Source organism: Shewanella sp. 0m-8 (assembly GCF_052977265.1).
In genome coordinates this window covers 15,779-31,468 of sequence record NZ_JBRIMB010000015.1, presented here as the reverse complement: position 1 = coordinate 31,468, position 15,690 = coordinate 15,779, and the positions used below count along the sequence as shown (strand labels likewise).

The 15,690-nt window shown below is 46.8% G+C and carries 19 protein-coding genes; 14 read left to right on the top strand and 5 right to left on the bottom strand.

Features of this window, described 5'->3' with window-relative positions:
* Nucleotides 1-2: 2 nt before the first annotated feature.
* The gene (fliN, locus tag ACVBIO_RS09730; RefSeq protein WP_447161019.1) at nucleotides 3-359 is read right to left on the bottom strand and encodes a flagellar motor switch protein FliN; all 357 of its coding nucleotides are present in this window, start codon (nucleotides 357-359) and stop codon (nucleotides 3-5) included.
* Nucleotides 352-1,101, bottom strand: coding sequence for a FliM/FliN family flagellar motor switch protein (locus ACVBIO_RS09725; protein WP_447172485.1), 750 nt, complete (start codon nucleotides 1,099-1,101; stop codon nucleotides 352-354). The genes fliN and ACVBIO_RS09725 overlap by 8 nt, the downstream gene beginning before the upstream one ends.
* A gap of 675 nt (nucleotides 1,102-1,776) precedes the next feature.
* On the opposite strand from ACVBIO_RS09725, the gene ACVBIO_RS09720 reads away from it, so the two are divergent.
* The 8 genes from ACVBIO_RS09720 (at nucleotide 1,777) to ACVBIO_RS09685 (ending at nucleotide 9,715) form a co-directional block, all read left to right on the top strand.
* The gene (locus ACVBIO_RS09720; RefSeq protein ID WP_447172484.1) at nucleotides 1,777-2,691 is read left to right on the top strand and encodes an OmpA family protein; all 915 of its coding nucleotides are present in this window, start codon (nucleotides 1,777-1,779) and stop codon (nucleotides 2,689-2,691) included.
* Nucleotides 2,678-3,985 carry a sigma-54 interaction domain-containing protein gene (locus ACVBIO_RS09715; protein ID WP_447169584.1) on the top strand — a complete coding sequence of 436 codons (1,308 nt, stop codon included), beginning with the start codon at nucleotides 2,678-2,680 and terminating at the stop codon, nucleotides 3,983-3,985. Before ACVBIO_RS09720 ends, ACVBIO_RS09715 begins: the two co-directional genes overlap by 14 nt.
* A 30-nt stretch (nucleotides 3,986-4,015) precedes the next feature.
* Complete coding sequence (gene fliE, locus ACVBIO_RS09710; RefSeq protein ID WP_447161015.1) at nucleotides 4,016-4,354, top strand: flagellar hook-basal body complex protein FliE; 339 nt, start codon at nucleotides 4,016-4,018, stop codon at nucleotides 4,352-4,354.
* Between the two features lie 79 nt (nucleotides 4,355-4,433).
* Nucleotides 4,434-6,152 (top strand): flagellar basal-body MS-ring/collar protein FliF, encoded by a 1,719-nt coding sequence (gene fliF / locus ACVBIO_RS09705; RefSeq protein ID WP_447161014.1) that lies wholly within the window; start codon nucleotides 4,434-4,436, stop codon nucleotides 6,150-6,152.
* 68 nt (nucleotides 6,153-6,220) lie between these two features.
* Nucleotides 6,221-7,207 carry a flagellar motor switch protein FliG gene (locus ACVBIO_RS09700; protein WP_447161101.1) on the top strand — a complete coding sequence of 329 codons (987 nt, stop codon included), beginning with the start codon at nucleotides 6,221-6,223 and terminating at the stop codon, nucleotides 7,205-7,207.
* Nucleotides 7,207-7,959 carry a flagellar assembly protein FliH gene (gene fliH, locus ACVBIO_RS09695; RefSeq protein WP_447172483.1) on the top strand — a complete coding sequence of 251 codons (753 nt, stop codon included), beginning with the start codon at nucleotides 7,207-7,209 and terminating at the stop codon, nucleotides 7,957-7,959. The genes ACVBIO_RS09700 and fliH overlap by 1 nt, the downstream gene beginning before the upstream one ends.
* Nucleotides 7,949-9,283, top strand: coding sequence for a FliI/YscN family ATPase (locus ACVBIO_RS09690; RefSeq protein WP_447172482.1), 1,335 nt, complete (start codon nucleotides 7,949-7,951; stop codon nucleotides 9,281-9,283). The genes fliH and ACVBIO_RS09690 overlap by 11 nt, the downstream gene beginning before the upstream one ends.
* Before the next feature lie 18 nt (nucleotides 9,284-9,301).
* On the top strand, nucleotides 9,302-9,715 hold the full coding sequence (locus tag ACVBIO_RS09685) for a hypothetical protein (protein ID WP_447161011.1): 414 nt from the start codon (nucleotides 9,302-9,304) through the stop codon (nucleotides 9,713-9,715).
* An 11-nt stretch (nucleotides 9,716-9,726) separates the two neighbouring features.
* Here the strand turns inward: ACVBIO_RS09685 and flgN are convergent, their stop codons facing one another.
* The 3 genes from flgN to flgA all read right to left on the bottom strand — a co-directional run bounded on the left by flgN (nucleotide 9,727) and on the right by flgA (nucleotide 11,299).
* A complete protein-coding gene (flgN, locus tag ACVBIO_RS09680) occupies nucleotides 9,727-10,185 on the bottom strand; it encodes a flagellar export chaperone FlgN (protein WP_447161010.1) in 459 nt (152 codons plus the stop codon).
* Entirely contained in the window at nucleotides 10,178-10,465 is a 288-nt protein-coding gene (gene flgM / locus ACVBIO_RS09675; protein ID WP_447161009.1) for a flagellar biosynthesis anti-sigma factor FlgM, read from the bottom strand. Before flgM ends, flgN begins: the two co-directional genes overlap by 8 nt.
* A gap of 102 nt (nucleotides 10,466-10,567) precedes the next feature.
* Nucleotides 10,568-11,299, bottom strand: coding sequence for a flagellar basal body P-ring formation chaperone FlgA (flgA, locus tag ACVBIO_RS09670; RefSeq protein ID WP_447172481.1), 732 nt, complete (start codon nucleotides 11,297-11,299; stop codon nucleotides 10,568-10,570).
* 99 nt (nucleotides 11,300-11,398) lie between these two features.
* On the opposite strand from flgA, the gene ACVBIO_RS09665 reads away from it, so the two are divergent.
* The 6 genes from ACVBIO_RS09665 to flgG are packed head-to-tail and all read left to right on the top strand — an operon-like array spanning nucleotide 11,399 to nucleotide 15,628.
* Nucleotides 11,399-11,749: a flagellar basal body rod protein FlgB gene (locus tag ACVBIO_RS09665; protein ID WP_447161007.1), complete on the top strand. Its 351-nt coding sequence runs from the start codon at nucleotides 11,399-11,401 to the stop codon at nucleotides 11,747-11,749.
* A 6-nt stretch (nucleotides 11,750-11,755) separates the two neighbouring features.
* A complete protein-coding gene (flgC, locus tag ACVBIO_RS09660) occupies nucleotides 11,756-12,175 on the top strand; it encodes a flagellar basal body rod protein FlgC (protein WP_447161006.1) in 420 nt (139 codons plus the stop codon).
* Nucleotides 12,175-12,831, top strand: coding sequence for a flagellar hook assembly protein FlgD (locus ACVBIO_RS09655; protein ID WP_447161005.1), 657 nt, complete (start codon nucleotides 12,175-12,177; stop codon nucleotides 12,829-12,831). The genes flgC and ACVBIO_RS09655 overlap by 1 nt, the downstream gene beginning before the upstream one ends.
* A 20-nt stretch (nucleotides 12,832-12,851) precedes the next feature.
* The gene (gene flgE, locus ACVBIO_RS09650; protein ID WP_447161004.1) at nucleotides 12,852-14,060 is read left to right on the top strand and encodes a flagellar hook protein FlgE; all 1,209 of its coding nucleotides are present in this window, start codon (nucleotides 12,852-12,854) and stop codon (nucleotides 14,058-14,060) included.
* Between the two features lie 9 nt (nucleotides 14,061-14,069).
* Entirely contained in the window at nucleotides 14,070-14,804 is a 735-nt protein-coding gene (locus ACVBIO_RS09645) for a flagellar basal body rod protein FlgF (RefSeq protein WP_447164199.1), read from the top strand.
* A gap of 38 nt (nucleotides 14,805-14,842) precedes the next feature.
* Nucleotides 14,843-15,628 carry a flagellar basal-body rod protein FlgG gene (flgG, locus tag ACVBIO_RS09640; RefSeq protein ID WP_447161002.1) on the top strand — a complete coding sequence of 262 codons (786 nt, stop codon included), beginning with the start codon at nucleotides 14,843-14,845 and terminating at the stop codon, nucleotides 15,626-15,628.
* Nucleotides 15,629-15,690 lie beyond the last annotated feature (62 nt).

Genomic DNA, 15,690 nt, shown 5'->3' with positions numbered 1-15,690 from the left:
AGTTAGTCAACAGCTCCAGTTAGGCTGGTCGCTTCCACTTCGAGCAAGCGCACACCATAACGACCATTCACTTCAACTACTTCCCCACGTCCTAATAAGGCACCATTAACTCTAATATCCAATGGCTCTCCCACCATACGATCGAGTGCCACAACATCACCTTCACCCATCTGTGCCAACTCGCCGAGAGACATCTCTACGCTAGCAAGCTCTAAAGTCACATGTACCGGAAGCTGATTGAAAAAAGACATATCTCTTACCGGCTTAGCTTGAACTTTTGGCTCACGGCTTTGCTCATCGGCAAAAAAATCATCATCGAGTAAAAAGTCTTCATCTTGTAGAATATTATGTTCAGCCATTGGATTGTTCCTCCATTTGAAAGGCTTCTTGGGTCAATTTGGCCACCATCTGTCCCTCATGGGTATGAACTGTGGCGTAAAAAAGTGGACGTTTACCCACGGTAACAGGGCAGCGAGAATGCAAATTCATCGGCAGAATATCGCCAACAACCAAACTCTGTAGAGAAGTAACAGGCATGCTCTGATGCCCCAATTCGAGTAATGTTCGCAATGGGATCTGTTTGAGTCGATGCGCCAACTTTTCAGATAAGGCTGGATCAGCCTGATATTGGCTTGGCTGTTCAGCCATCAACTCTAATAGGTACTCTGCCATATAAAAGCAGATTGAAGGACCTGCATGGGCAGCAGGGAAAGATAACTCACAACACACTGGCGCTTTAATCGGTGTGGTATTCATCACCAATTCCAGCTCCAGTTTTTCTTCATCTATCTCCGTTATCGGCAGTGTTTTTATCACCGCCATCATCAAACGTTTAACTAAGCGAAATTCAGACTGACTCGGTGCTCTCATAGGAGACTTTAGCGCACTAGAGCAGCTACCATAGTAGCCACTTGCAAGCTGATCTAAAGTGCACTTATCTATTAACCACCACCCCAGATCGACACGGTTATAACTAAGCAAAAACCAAGCATGATGTAATTGAGGATTAATGACATTAGTTTTTGCACTCAACGATACTTTTGATAAAGCGTAATGTCCCTGTCGAGTTATAGGCGTCAGCAATTCATTAACAGCATCCATTATAGGTCGCCGACATGACTCTAATTGCATTAATAATCGACTTCTAGCCAACTTTTCCTTTATCAAGACCACAGGCCTTACATCTATCCCTTGGCTCGATTTGATCAAATTGGCTTTAGCGGTTGTTTTCATCCTAAATTCCACAACAAAATAACGTCAAATAATCGACGAAAAAATAAAAGCGCTATTTAAATGACGCGCGACAAAATAATGACTAAATAAAAAATCACTTTCAATGATCAGCTAGAATATTATTTATACCAACAAAAAGAATTAACATAAAACAAGCCACCAAAAAAGCAAAAAATAAAACCCACCTATAAAGCGACTGTATTAAAGAAAACTTTAATTTATTTTGTTATTTTTTCAATCAAATTAAAATAAACCTTAAAAACAAACACCTACAAGACCACACCTTCATCAAAAACAAAGAGAGAAAAAGCGATACGTATTAAAATCGAACAATTTAACGCTGTTAAATAATGGCGGCAAGCTTACATCACATCTGAACCAAATACACTTAACTTTAACTAAAGTTTTAAAAATCTGATTCAAGCACAAAATACAAATAAAAAGTTTTACATAGTTTAGTATTACGTGTTTAATTGACAACCTTAAAAAGACAAATATAAAAACAATAAAATCACAGTATCTACTTTTAAGGGTTATTGGAAATTGAAACTATCAGTTTATATATTAATCTGTTTTGTTTTTATTTGTAAAAACATCACAAATAACGCATTTGCGGCACCAATTAACTATCAAACTCCTTTTGAAAAAGCTCATTGGCAATTTGTAGGCGATCAATTTGGCTGCGAGATTACTCATAGAGTCGCAAGCTTCGGTACGCTCGCATTAAAAGCGAACCCAGGTGAAGCACTGAGTTTTGCTTTGCAAGCTGACTGGCTTAGTTTACATAACGCTCAGAGCCAAGCCTCTGTCGTTCCCGCTTCTTGGCAGGAGCAAGCGCATCAGCCTATCGCCACGACCTCACTGCACTGGTTTGGCTCACAAGCAATCAGCCAAAAAAATACCGCAGCCTTTTTAGAAGCGCTAGAGCAAGGGTATACCTGGCAAGTCAATATCAAGAGCGCCGATAGTAGTGGCTACCAAATAAGCTCTAGCCCTATATCGACGAGTTCTATAGCCAATCAATTTAGGCTCTGTCGTCAACAATTGCTGCCGCAACCTTTTACCTATTTGCGACGTCTAGAGTTCTTATTTGCCCCAAGTTCAAGTTTGTTAAATACATCTCATGAACAAGACCTGTATGCCATTTACCGTTACCTGCAAGCAGATCCTAGTATCGTTGAAGTGCTGATCGACGGTCACGCCGATGCTTCTGGTGACCACTTGGCAAACTTGGTACTCAGTAAAGAACGCGCCGACGAAGTGGTCTCTCGGTTAATAGAGCTAGGCGTTCCGGCACAGATGATCCAAACACGTCATCACGGTACCCGAGCCCCAATCGCCAGCAATAACAACACTGAAGGACGAGAGCTAAACCGTCGAGTCACTTTACGCTTAGTCAAATCAGCGAAAAATGCTGCAGTAACCTCAGCTTTGAGAGCTAAAAATGAATCGTTCTAGTTTAAGGTTTGTCGATACAGAGCTGACGCAATCGAGTCAAAGTAAGTTGATACAACAAGGCTTTAATCTATGGCAATCCGATAATAACAATCGCCCTTGGTTAAGCTTGATCAACCTGTCTCATTGCAGCAATCAAAATGTGGCCGCACAGTTACGACAATTTCCGGGCAAGCATCAAGTCGCCCTACTCGATCCCGAACAAACAGAGTTAGCCAGTATCGCGATGCAGTGCGGTGTACAAGATTATTTGTTACTGCCAATAGATGAAGAGCAACTGTGCTCACTACTACAAAGGTTACGCCGATTAGAGCTGCCCAATAATGAGTTAATTTGTGCGGCCCCTGTTAGCCGCCAACTATTGATGCTGGCTCATCGCGCCGCCAATACCGAAGCGACCGTGCTACTCACCGGTGAAAGCGGTACCGGCAAAGAGCCGCTCGCCCGCTATATTCACCGCCATTCTAATCGTGCAGATAAAGCCTTTATCGCGATTAATTGTGCTGCTATCCCTGAAAGTATTTTAGAGTCGATTCTGTTTGGCCACATCAAAGGGGCCTTTACCGGTGCAACAACAGACCAGCCAGGTAAATTCGAACTCGCCAATGGCGGCACATTGCTGCTCGACGAAATCGGCGAAATGCCACTGCTTTTGCAGGCCAAGCTACTGCGAGTCCTACAAGAGAGAGAGGTTGAACGACTAGGCAGTCACAAATCGATTACGCTAGATATCCGGGTCATTGCCGCCACCAATAAAGATCTACGCCAAGCAGTGCAAGACGGTAAATTTAGAGAAGATCTCTTCTACCGCTTAGATGTACTGCCTATCAAGATATCGCCACTGCGCCAGAGACGTGAAGATATTCTGCCTATTGCTGACCATTTTCTACAACGATATAAAATTCTGGCGGCTAATCAGCAATGCTACTTCAGTGAACAAGCACGAAACTTACTCTTAAGCCACGACTGGCCCGGTAATGTGCGAGAGCTAGAAAATACCATTCAACGAGCGCTTGTTATGCGCCGTGGACAAGCCTTACAAGCAGAAGAGCTTGGTTTAGTCAATCAAGACGGTTCAGCCTTGGTAGAACAAAATGAGTTAGGGCTTAAAGCCTCAAAACGCCAAGCTGAATTCCAATACCTCATAGATACCCTTAAGCGCTATAACGGCCACCGCAGTAACACGGCTCAAGCCTTAGGTATGACGACCAGAGCATTAAGATACAAGCTAGTACAAATGCGTGAAGAAGGCATTGATATCGACCAGATCCTGTCGCAATCGGGTCATGCTGCATAACCAGCTTTTAAAGATAAATAAGGAGCACATATGTCAAATGCCAACATCGCCAGCACCCAGTCAATGATCCAGCAACTCAATATTCATTCAGAGATGGCAAAGGGAGCGATTAAAGTCGGCCCCAATCCGCGAGATTTTGGCCTACAACCGGCTTCGTTCACAGAGTTAATGAAGCATAAAGTTGCCTCCATCAATGCTGATCAAAATGCATCATCAGCCTTGGTGGCTGCCGTAGATAGTGGTCAGAGCGACGACCTTGTTGGCGCCATGGTTGCATCTCAAAAGTCTAGCCTTGCATTTTCGGCCATGATTCAAATTCGAAATCGCCTAGTGCAGGCATTCGATGACGTAATGAAAATGCCGATCTAAATCATGCCGCACCCTATAACCTCTCTTGTATTAACGCCCAAAAACTCAACAGTCTTTTTGAGCAAGGATAACTAAAAGCATGTCAACCACATTGACTCAAACCAGCCCTGTCATGACAGGTGTAAATGGCAACAATGATCGTATTAACTCGCTGAAACAGAAATGGCATCAGTTCAGTCGAGGAGACCGACATGCTGCGACACTCGGCATTCTCGCGATAGTTGCAGCCTGCGTAATCGTGTTAATGCTATGGAGCACAGGCCAAGGTTATAGCCCTCTATATGGCAATCAAGAAAATGTCGAAACTTCGCACATTATTGAGGTGCTCGAAGCCGAAGGCATTAGCTACCGCCTTGATCCAACATCAGGTTTGGTAATGGTTCCTGAAGATAAACTCGGCAACGCCCGTATGGTGCTTGCTGCTCGCGGTGTTAAAGCCAAAGTCCCATCAGGAATGGAGTCGCTCGACGCTTCGGCTATCGGTACCAGCCAATTTATGGAGCAAGCCAAGTATCGCTATAGCCTCGAAGGTGAACTCTCGCGCACTATCATGGCGCTAAAAGCGGTCAAGGCTGCTCGCGTCCACTTAGCCATTCCGAAAAAGACCCTATTTATTCGTCAGCAACCTGAATTACCTTCAGCCTCGGTAATGTTAGATCTCTACGCGGGACAACAGCTACAAGCCCAACAGATCACCTCTATCGCAAATTTAGTTGCAGGTAGTGTGACAGGCATGACACCAGAGCGAGTACAAATTGTTGACCAAGAAGGTAATCATCTCAGTTCGGCAATTAATGCTAATCAAGATCTAAGCCAAGCACGTGATAAACAATTGCTGTACACCCAAGAGCTAGAACAAAGTCTTATCAATCGCGCATCTAGCATGCTGCTCCCTATTCTTGGTCAAGACAACTTTCAAGTACAAGTGGCAGCACTGGTCAACTTTAACCAGGTAGAAGAGACTCGTGAGTCCCTCGATCCTCAAACCGTTGTTAGCCAAGAAAAGCAAAGCACGAACCAAACAAATGGTGATATGGCGCTCGGCATTCCAGGCGCACTGAGTAACCAGCCACCAGCGGCAAATGCGGCGACCAATAACAGCACGAGCAATCTAAACCAACAAGAAAGCCGCCAGTTTGAAGTCGGTCGCTCAGTTAAGCACACCCGCTACCAGCAGATGCAGCTAGAAAACCTGTCGATCTCGGTACTGCTCAACAACCAAACAGCAGGGGAAACAGGCTGGACTCAACCGCAACTCGACCAGATGAGCACCATGGTGCAGGACGCGATTGGTTACTCAGCAGCTCGTGGTGATCAGTTTAGTATCAGCAGCTTTAACTTTGCCCCTGTAAAAATTGCTGAATTTGAACCGCTACCTTGGTGGCAAGGTGAAAGCTATCAAGCCTATTTGCGCTATTTTATCGGCGCAATTTTAGGCCTAGGCATGATCTTCTTTGTATTACGCCCGCTGGTGCAGCATCTAACTCGTACCGTTGAACACAATATTAAAGACACACAGACAGCAACGCCGACGCCATTGATGCCACCAGCAGAAGCAGCAGCAGATTTAAACCAAGATGCAGTCCAAGCCGCGGCCGATAATTTGCTTGCAAACAATAATGCCAACATCAACAGCAACTGGACCAGTAATCTGAGTTTACCGGCTCCGGGATCGCCTTTGACAGTGCAGATGGAACACCTAAGTCTACTCGCCAACCAAGAACCAGCAAGAGTTGCCGAGGTCATTTCCCATTGGATTAGCGACAGAGAGAGTGAGCAAAACACTCATCAAGCTTAATAAACCCATTGCATTTAGCGTTAAAAGAATAGGCAAATCGAACAGTGAATAATGAACTCACAATCAAGATGGACAACCTAGAACAAGCAGCCATGTTGCTGCTTAGCATGGGTGAAAAAGGTGCGGCACAGGTCATGGCGCATTTAGATCGCAATGATGTACAGCACCTAAGTCATAAGATGGCGCGGTTATCGAGTATTACTCAGCATGAAGCCGAGGCCGTATTGGGTCGATTTTTTACCCGCTATCAAGAGCAGTCAGGGATCGCCAGAGCGTCGCGTACCTACTTACAAAAAACCTTAGATCTGGCGCTCGGAGATAGGGTCGCCAAAAGCCTCATCGACAGTATTTATGGCGATGAAATTAAGGTGCTAGTTAAGCGACTCGAATGGGTTGACCCTCAGTTACTCGCACGAGAGATTGCCAATGAACACTGCCAGCTACAAGCCGTACTATTAGGTTTATTACCGCCAGAAAGTGCCGCTCAAGTACTACATGGGCTTCCGGCAGAAGGACAAGATGAAGTGCTTGTCCGTATTGCTCAGCTTGGTGATTTAGACCGAGAAGTGGTTGATGAACTAAAGCAACTGGTCGAGCGCTGCATGCTAATGGCAATGGAGAAAAGTCACACCCAAATTAGTGGTGTGCGTCAAGTTGCCGATATTCTCAATCGATTTGATGGTGACAGAGAGCAGTTGATGGAAATGCTCAAGCTACATGACAAGCAACTCGCCAGCAACGTGGCCGACAACATGTTCGACTTCATTATTTTAGGTCGTCAAAAGCCTGAAACCTTACAAGAGATCATGGCCGTTGTACCTGCCGATGTATTGGCATTAGCGCTTAAAGGTATTGAAAACGAACTTAAGATGACATTACTTGCAGCCCTACCAAAACGTATGTCTTCGGCAATTGAAACCCAAGTAGAAGCGATTGGTACAGTGCCATTAAGCCAAGCGATAGCAGCGCGTAAAGAGATTATGGAGCTGGCTAAGCAGATGATGGATGAAGGTGAAATCGAACTACAGTTATTTGAAGAGCAGGTGGTAGAGTAATGAGCCCATTCCTTACAAAATCCGATCCACGTTGGCGTCTTGTAGGCCATCATACTCGCCGTCATCGTTTTTCGCCTCTAACGGCCCCTCTCACCGAAAACGGCACTGAAGGCGCTAATTGGCAAGACTTCCAGCAAGCATTCGATAAAGGCTACGATGAAGGTGTACACAAAGGGCATCAAGCCGGGTTTAGCTCTGGTGAAGAGGAAGGTCGCCAATCTGGCTATGCTGCGGGCTTTAACCAAGGTCGCATTGAAGGTCAGCAAAAAGGCAAAGACAATATCGATGACCAACTTAACAGTATTATTGCCCCATTAGGCGCGCTAAAAGCATTACTGGAAGAGGGTCACAATCAGCAGATCCTACAGCAGCAATCATTGATCCTCGATCTTGTGCGACGAGTGTCTTTGCAGGTTATTCGCTGTGAACTCACCCTGCAGCCACAGCAAATTTTAAACTTGATTGAAGAAACCTTATCAGCCCTGCCCGATGATCCGAGCCAAGTTAAAATTCATTTAGAACCTAGTGCTGTTGATAAGCTCAAAGAGCTTGCTGCCGACAAGATTGACTCTTGGACCTTAGTCGCTGACCCTAGCATCAGCGCTGGCGGATGCCGTATTGTCAGTGAAACAGCCGATGCAGATGCATCCGTTGAGACTCGCCTCAACAGCTGTATGGCTCAAGTTGAAGCTCACCTACAAGATACGCCGCAAACAAGCAGCCCAGCAAACGAGGCTGACGTTGAAGTTTAACGCAGATATTTTAGATTGGCCTAAGGTCCCTGTCGCCCAAGTTTACGGGCGACTCACCCGAGTTAACGGCTTGCTACTCGAGGCCGTCGGCTGCCAACTTGGCACTGGTGATCGCTGTTATGTCGAGTGCCGTGATAATCAATTAGTCGAGGCCGAAGTCGTTGGTTTTTACAAAGAGACCCTGTGTCTAATGCCCATTGAGCCCACTAACGGTTTGATGCCAGGCTCTCGGGTTATGCCCATTGAAGGGCGCAGTCAAATACCAACAGGGCTTGGATTACTCGGACGTGTGCTCGACGGCTTAGGTCAGCCACTCGATGACTTAGGCAGTATTAAACATATTCCCCATGTACCTCTGCAGTTTAAGGGCATTAACCCTTTACTACGCAAGCCGATCCGCGAACCTTTAGATGTGGGTATTCGCGCAATCAATGCCTTACTCCCCGTTGGCCGTGGTCAACGTCTCGGACTGTTTGCAGGTTCTGGTGTTGGTAAAAGTGTACTGTTAGGCATGATGACACGCTTCACCGAAGCTGATGTGGTGGTCGTTGGGTTAATTGGTGAACGTGGTCGAGAAGTTAGAGAGTTTATCGAAGAGTCATTAGGCGAAGAGGGCCGTAAACGCGCCGTAGTAGTTGCCGCCCCTGCCGATACAACGCCCTTAATGCGAATGCGCGCCATGCGCCTATGTCACCACATTGCCGCGGCCTACCGAGATCAAGGTAAGCAGGTGCTGCTACTTGTCGACTCATTAACTCGATACGCACAAGCCCAGCGTGAAATTGCGCTGAGTTTAGGTGAGCCACCAGCAACCAAAGGTTACCCGCCGTCAGCATTTGCGCAACTGCCTAGCTTAGTGGAAATGGCCGGTAACAGTCAGCACCCCAGCGGTACACTGACCGCCTTTTATACTGTATTAACAGAAGGTGATGATCAGCAAGATCCCATCGCCGACTCCGCTCGAGCTATTCTTGATGGCCATATCGTGCTTAGCCGTAAGCTAGCAGAGCAGGGACACTTTCCAGCCATCGATATCGGCGCTTCAGTCAGCCGCTTAGCCACTCAGGTTGCGAGTCAAAATAGCCTAAAACAGGGACAGTGGTTTCGTCATCTCAATAGCCGCTATAACGAAGTGAAAGAGCTATTACCCTTAGGTGGCTACCAAGCAGGACATGATCTTGAGATGGATATGGCAGTAAAAAGCTATCCACAAATGGCAGCATTCTTACGCCAAGGGACCCATACCCAAGCCGACCTGAATCAAAGCCTCAGCGCCTTAGAACTATTAGTTAGTCAGATGGGTTTTTCTCTTTCAGCCGAATAGATAGTGGAAAAAATTTAGATGAAGCAATTACTCAGATTATGTCAGCAAGAAGAGAAAAAACTCAGCCAACTTGGGCTACAGCGAAATGCAGCGCAGAGCAAGATAGACACCATAGCACAGCAAAAGCTGCAGCTTGGACAGATGGTCACCGACTACACTCAAGTCAATATTACTGGCGGTACGGTAATGATGCTGCAAAATAGCGCACAGATGATCCAAGCCATCGAACCCATGTTGAAACAATTAACTCGCAAGCAGTTATTACTGCAACAAGAGCAACAAAGAATGCATCTGCTTTGGCGTAAACAGCTCGGTCGCCAGCAAGGCTTACAATGGTTATACAAAGAAAGATTGCTTCAGCGTGATCTATTACAGCAAAAGCAAGAGCAGAAACAATTAGATGATCTAGCAGCGCGCTATGCGACCCGCTAATAAACTGGCGGTTAACGTATATTGCCGTAATCGATAGCACTGTCATTTTCGCGCTGCAGCAATTGGTTAATAATCTCTTGCTGAGACACTAATAACTTACCGTTGGCTTCATTCACCTGCTGGCTCTCTTTCACCAACAACAGTAAATTTTCCCACAACATAGACACCTGCACCGATGACGACGGAGGCAGCTTAGCAATTAGCGCCACCATGCCACTGGCATTACCCGCAAAACCTAATTTTTGTAAGGTCCTACGTCGTTCGCTGGCCTTATTCATTAAGCTATCGCACAAACTCGATTGATGTTCATTATGATGCTTAAGACCCGCATTATCTCGACGTTGCATCAATTCTCGTTGGCGCTTTAACAGACTTTTAAGCTGCTTATAGCCTTCAATATCTTGGCGAATGCCGCGCACTATTCCCTGCACTAACTCTCGCTTACTGATGCTCTGACTCGACTCACCCATGCTGTAACACCATAGCATCGGTTAACTTCTCAAGATCGAGGTCAAAACTGCCATCGATCAACGACTGACGCACCTCTGCAACTTTGGCGAGATCAAAGTCAGGCAACTGCTCAAGGCGATGCTGACTGTGTTCAATCAACCTGCAGTCTGCACTCACTTCTTGCTGAGGTTTTATCTGTGCAGAAACGGGGCTCTCTTGCGGCTGGAGCAAGCTTTGAGTCTTGCTCTTACTTGTGCCCATTTCAGCATTGATTGTGCTGTTTATCTTGTTTATTTCCATAATGCCTGCCTCAAATACGCCTACTATAGGAAGTAAAGCGACACCATACAGCCCATTCTGAAATAGCAGCGCGATTTAATAAATCGTTACACCATCAGGGCATTAAAACTGCGTTGCGACCCGTCCCTTAGCAACCGGATAAGCGGAGATGATCTTGCCAGAGCTAAGGTTCTTAACCCGAATCGCCTCCCCCTCACCGCCCCCTTCCAACGCCTCGCCCGGCATGTTGGCGTAGAAACCATTGCTTCTCGCTTCGATAATGACTCGGTCACCAATATTGACCCACTGAGGTGCACTCAGTTGCAACGCCCTGATCGGCTGATAACGACGCACCTTGCGCACAACCTGCCGACCAACAATTTCATCAAAAACCGTCACTAAATCTCTATCAGATGGCCGCAACTTAATCACCTTCCAATCGATATCTGCGGTCAAGATATGCTCCCCACGCTTAAGCACCCGATTGGCGACGGGGATTTTTACACTAACGCTTACCGACGCTCGAACATAAAGACTCCAGCCCAGAACATCACAACTCACCTTACGCTGCACATTGCCCAAAGGGATACCAGAACCGACATCGATGATGGGCTTTGAAGGGCAAAGCTCTAACCTCTTCGCACCCGAGGGTATCTTGATCTTAATATCAGAACTTAGCTGAGTTAAACCGGCTTGTTGTTGCCATAACTCTAACTCTGTAGATAACAACTGACTAAATGCCTGATCTATTTGCTGCGGTGCGTCCAGCGCAGTTTGTGCGGTACTTAACAGCGGAAACAAACCGGAAATACACAGGAGGAAGCAGGAAACACAGGTTCCGATCTTGCGCCGCACATTTATGCAAACCATTGAAAAACCTCACCTAAAACTATTGGCACACTAATTGAATAGTCAAGCAGTAATTAAACTGGATACACCATACTAGGAGTCGTAATGGCTATCAACCTTGATGCCGCATTGGGCATTCACCCGCACACGTTAGATTTCAGAGTCGAGCGCAGCAAGATGCTGGCTGGTAATTTGGCCAATGCAGAGACTCCAGGCTACAAGGCGCGAGATCTCGACTTCAAAAATGTGATGCTGCAGATCAACGCGGGTATGTCTCCAGACCGAAATTATCAAGCCAGTTATCGCGTGCCTTATCAAACATCAGCCGACCAAAACACGGTCGAACTAGGAAAAGAGCAGGCAAGATACTCGCAAAACTCCATGGATTATCAAACCAGCCTAACCTTCCTCAATATGAAGATTTCTGGCTTACGTACCGCTATCGAAGGTCAATAACCTCTTATGTCATTTGCAGAAATTTACCAGATTGCGGGGGCGGGAATGAACGCCCAAACCATTCGTCTTAATACGGTTGCCAGTAACTTAGCCAATGCAGGGGCCGCTGCAGAAAGTCCAGATGAAGCATTTCGCGCATTAAAGCCTGTATTCTCGACCATCTATAAACAGACTCAAGAAGGTCAAGTCGCCGGTGCTCATGTGGAAGTATCTGCCATAGTGCAATCTGATGCGCCGCTGGATCTTCGCTATGAACCCGATCACCCTTATGCCGATGAGCAAGGTTATGTCGCTTACTCCAACGTCAATACCATTGAAGAGATGGCAGACATGATGGCGGCGAGTCGCTCATTTGAAACCAATGTTGAAATCATGAACCGCGCCCGCTCAATGCAGCAAGGTTTACTGCAGCTAGGAGCGAAATAATGAACGTTACCAATACAGCAAGCACCAATAATACCAATAACGTCGTTAATTCACCGGGGAATGACTCTGCATCTATCAAGAACGAATTCATGACCTTGATGATTGCTCAAATTAAAAACCAAGACCCAACCAATCCGATTGATGGTACTGAATATGTCAGTCAACTAGCTCAGTTTTCTCAAGTTGAAAGTCTTGAGCAGATGCGTGCTAACCAATCGACGCAAATGGTGATCATGGAAAACCTAGGTATTGTGCAGTCAGCACAGCTTGTCGGTAAAGATGCCATGGTACCCGCCTCTGAGTTTAGCCTCGACGGCACTCCTATCGACGGCAAAGTCTATCTCGACAGCTCGGTTGAAAACTTGAGTATCGATATCGTCGATGAGCACGGTGAAGTGGTACACAGCTTAGAAATGGGCCCACAAGAAGCGGGCGATCGCAGTTTCACTATCGACCCACAAGCATTAGAACTGCCTGCAGGTGAATACAGCATTGTGGCTAACACCACGGCTGGAGAAGTCAGTAAAACAGCTGATACCTTCGTAAAAGCTGAAATCGAAAAAATACATTTCATCAGCGCATCAGGAATGATGATGGCTGAGCTCGGTAATGGTCTAGGCACGATTTCGGTGCTTGAAATCTCTGAAGTTTCATAATTGGTTTAAAGGATTGATCGATGTCTTTCAATATTGCGTTAAGCGGCTTACAAGCAACCACACAAGATCTAAACACTATCAGTAATAACATTGCTAACTCATCTACCATCGGATTTCGCAGTGGTCGCAGTGAGTTTTCAGCCATTTACAATGGCGGTCAAGCTGGCGGTGTGAACGTAATGAATACCAGCCAAAACTTCAGTGCTGGCGGTAGCTTAACTTACACTGGTCGCCAACTAGATATGGGTATTCAAGGCGATGGTTTCTTTATGCTAAGCGGCCAAGACGGCAGCACCATGTACTCAAGAGCCGGTATGTTTAACCAAAATGCTGATGGCTTTGTTACTGACCCTGCAGGCAACCGTTTACAGGGATACTCAGTGAGTGCTGCTGGTAATCTGCAGACAGGTAACGTTACCGACCTACAAGTACAAGCCGGAGCCCTACCTGCCCAAGCGACCTCAACCATTGGCTTGATCTCTAACTTAGATGCTAGAGTCGAAGAGATTGACCCTGCAACAACCCCGTTCGACTCAGATGATGCTTCGACCTATCACTCTTCAAGCACTGTAACAGCCTATGATTCACTCGGTAACGAGCATGCTCTGACCCAATACTACGTTAAGACCGCTGACAACTCTTGGTCTGTACACTACATGATGGGCGACACAGATGTGACTCCAGCAGGTGGCCACCAGCTAAGTTTCGACTCAGACGGTATGCTAACCGCAGGTAAAGATCTGACGCTCAATATCACCGACCCAAATATTATTGGCGGTGCTTCAAACATGAGCCTAGCGCTGAGCTATAACAAGAGCACTCAATACGCTTCTGACTATAACAACTCAAGCCTTAGCCAAAACGGTTACACCTCTGGTGAGCTAAATGGTATTCGCTTAGATGAAAGCGGCATGCTCTACGGAACTTACACCAACGGTCAAGAGCAGTTACAAGGCCAAGTCGTTCTAGCTGATTTCAATAACCCTAACGGCTTAATTCCTCAGAGTAACAATGCTTGGGCTGCAACGAATGCTGCGGGTCAGCCAATCATAGGCACACCAACTACCGGCACCTTAGGTTCAATTGCGGGCGGTTACCTTGAAGGTTCAAACGTCGATCAAACCGCCGAAATGGTTAACTTGATGACGGCGCAGCGTAACTATCAGTCGAATGCCAAGGTGTTAGATACTAACTCCACCATGCAACAAGCCTTGCTAAACGCGATTTAAGGCTGACTCATGGACAGAATGATATATACAGCAGCAAAAGGCGCCGCCAGAGTGATGGAGGCGCAAGCGATCCGCGCCAACAACCTCGCCAACGCTGATACCACAGGCTTTAAAGCTGACTTAGAGCGCGTTAATGCCATGATTATTGCCCCGACAGGTAATAGCTTACAGACACGTGTGCTCGCCCAAACCCAGAGCAGTGGTTTCAATCTGCAAAGTGGCGCCATGAACCCTACAGGTAGAACCTTAGATCTCGCCATCAACGATGCAGGTTTGTTCTCAGTGATGACAGCTGAAGGCGAAGGTTATACCCGCTCAGGTGCCATCACCCCCGATGCCAACGGCCAGCTCACCTTAGATGGCCGCCCTGTCGCTGGCGTCAACGGTCCTATCGTACTGCCAGAATACCGCGAACTTTTTGTTGGCGATGACGGCAGACTCAGCATTATTGCCGATGAAGGCGGCATTATCGAAGAAGTTGGCCAGCTCAAGCTGGTTAATCCCGATATTGGCCTGATGAGCAAGGGCCTAGATGGCTTGCTGTATACCGCCGACCGCCAACCGTTACCAGCTAGTGATGAAGTGACTGTCAGCAGCGGTTTTCTCGAAGCCAGTAACGTCCAAGCCGTGGGCGAACTTATCGCCGCGATGGATTTGAGCCGTCAGTTTGAAGTACAGGTCAAACTGATGAAGAGCGCCGAAAAACTCGCAGAAGCAGGCAACCGCTTGCTACGTGATGCGTAGACCAATTTTTTAAAGCCTAGACTTTAAAGGAAAAACAGATGCAATCAGCTTTATGGGTCAGTAAAACCGGTTTAACCGCCCAAGATACCAAGATGACCACCATTGCCAACAACTTGGCAAACGTTAATACCACAGGCTTTAAGCGCGACCGCGTTGCTTTTAACGACCTGTTCTATCAAGTACAGCGCCAGCCTGGCGGTCAAGTCGATGAGCAAAACGAGCTACCATCAGGCTTGCAACTCGGTACAGGTACTCGTGTTGCGGGTACCCAAAAAGTCTTTACCTCGGGTGACATGCTCACCACTAATCAACAACTCGATTTGGCGATTGAAGGCCAAGGATTTTTTCAAATTGAAGAAGCCAATGGTGAGTTAAGCTACTCCCGTGACGGCCAGTTCTATCGCAACAGCGAAGGTCTTATGGTGACCTCTCAAGGTTTACCGCTAGCACCCAATATTGAGATCCCAGAAGACGCACTCAATGTCACTATCGCCAGTGACGGCATCGTCTCTGCCCAGATGGCAGGCCAAACCGACTCACAAGAATTAGGCCAGATCACCTTGGTTAATTTTACCAATCCAGCCGGACTCGAAGCCCGTGGTAATAACCTGTATCGTGAAACTGGCGCATCTGGCGCAGCGGTTGAAGGTATTGCAGGTGACCAAGCTCTAGGCCAAATACGCCAAGGAGCACTAGAAGGCGCTAACGTAAACGTCGTAGAGGAAATGGTCGAAATGATCTCAACTCAGCGCGCCTACGAAATGAACGCCAAAGTCGTGTCGGCCTCAGACGACATGCTTAAGTTCCTCAACCAAGCGCTGTAACCAGCGCTTTATTGACTGGCTCAACCATGGCTTATCAACCAACAACACTCGAAAAGGGCTCC

Bases quoted from the DNA above. Each gene is read 5' to 3' on its own strand.
- ACVBIO_RS09685 (WP_447161011.1), top strand. From the start codon at position 9,302: ATGAAGCAATTACTCAGATTATGTCAGCAAGAAGAGAAAAAACTCAGC.
- ACVBIO_RS09645 (WP_447164199.1), top strand. From the start codon at position 14,070: ATGGACAGAATGATATATACAGCAGCAAAAGGCGCCGCCAGAGTGATG.
- ACVBIO_RS09725 (WP_447172485.1), bottom strand. From the start codon at position 1,101: ATGGATGCTGTTAATGAATTGCTGACGCCTATAACTCGACAGGGACAT.
- ACVBIO_RS09700 (WP_447161101.1), top strand. From the start codon at position 6,221: ATGGACAACCTAGAACAAGCAGCCATGTTGCTGCTTAGCATGGGTGAA.
- flgG (WP_447161002.1), top strand. From the start codon at position 14,843: ATGCAATCAGCTTTATGGGTCAGTAAAACCGGTTTAACCGCCCAAGAT.
- ACVBIO_RS09715 (WP_447169584.1), top strand. From the start codon at position 2,678: ATGAATCGTTCTAGTTTAAGGTTTGTCGATACAGAGCTGACGCAATCG.
- fliE (WP_447161015.1), top strand. From the start codon at position 4,016: ATGTCAAATGCCAACATCGCCAGCACCCAGTCAATGATCCAGCAACTC.
- fliF (WP_447161014.1), top strand. From the start codon at position 4,434: ATGTCAACCACATTGACTCAAACCAGCCCTGTCATGACAGGTGTAAAT.
- flgE (WP_447161004.1), top strand. From the start codon at position 12,852: ATGTCTTTCAATATTGCGTTAAGCGGCTTACAAGCAACCACACAAGAT.
- fliN (WP_447161019.1), bottom strand. From the start codon at position 359: ATGGCTGAACATAATATTCTACAAGATGAAGACTTTTTACTCGATGAT.
- ACVBIO_RS09665 (WP_447161007.1), top strand. From the start codon at position 11,399: ATGGCTATCAACCTTGATGCCGCATTGGGCATTCACCCGCACACGTTA.
- fliH (WP_447172483.1), top strand. From the start codon at position 7,207: ATGAGCCCATTCCTTACAAAATCCGATCCACGTTGGCGTCTTGTAGGC.
- flgC (WP_447161006.1), top strand. From the start codon at position 11,756: ATGTCATTTGCAGAAATTTACCAGATTGCGGGGGCGGGAATGAACGCC.
- flgM (WP_447161009.1), bottom strand. From the start codon at position 10,465: ATGGAAATAAACAAGATAAACAGCACAATCAATGCTGAAATGGGCACA.
- flgN (WP_447161010.1), bottom strand. From the start codon at position 10,185: ATGGGTGAGTCGAGTCAGAGCATCAGTAAGCGAGAGTTAGTGCAGGGA.
- ACVBIO_RS09655 (WP_447161005.1), top strand. From the start codon at position 12,175: ATGAACGTTACCAATACAGCAAGCACCAATAATACCAATAACGTCGTT.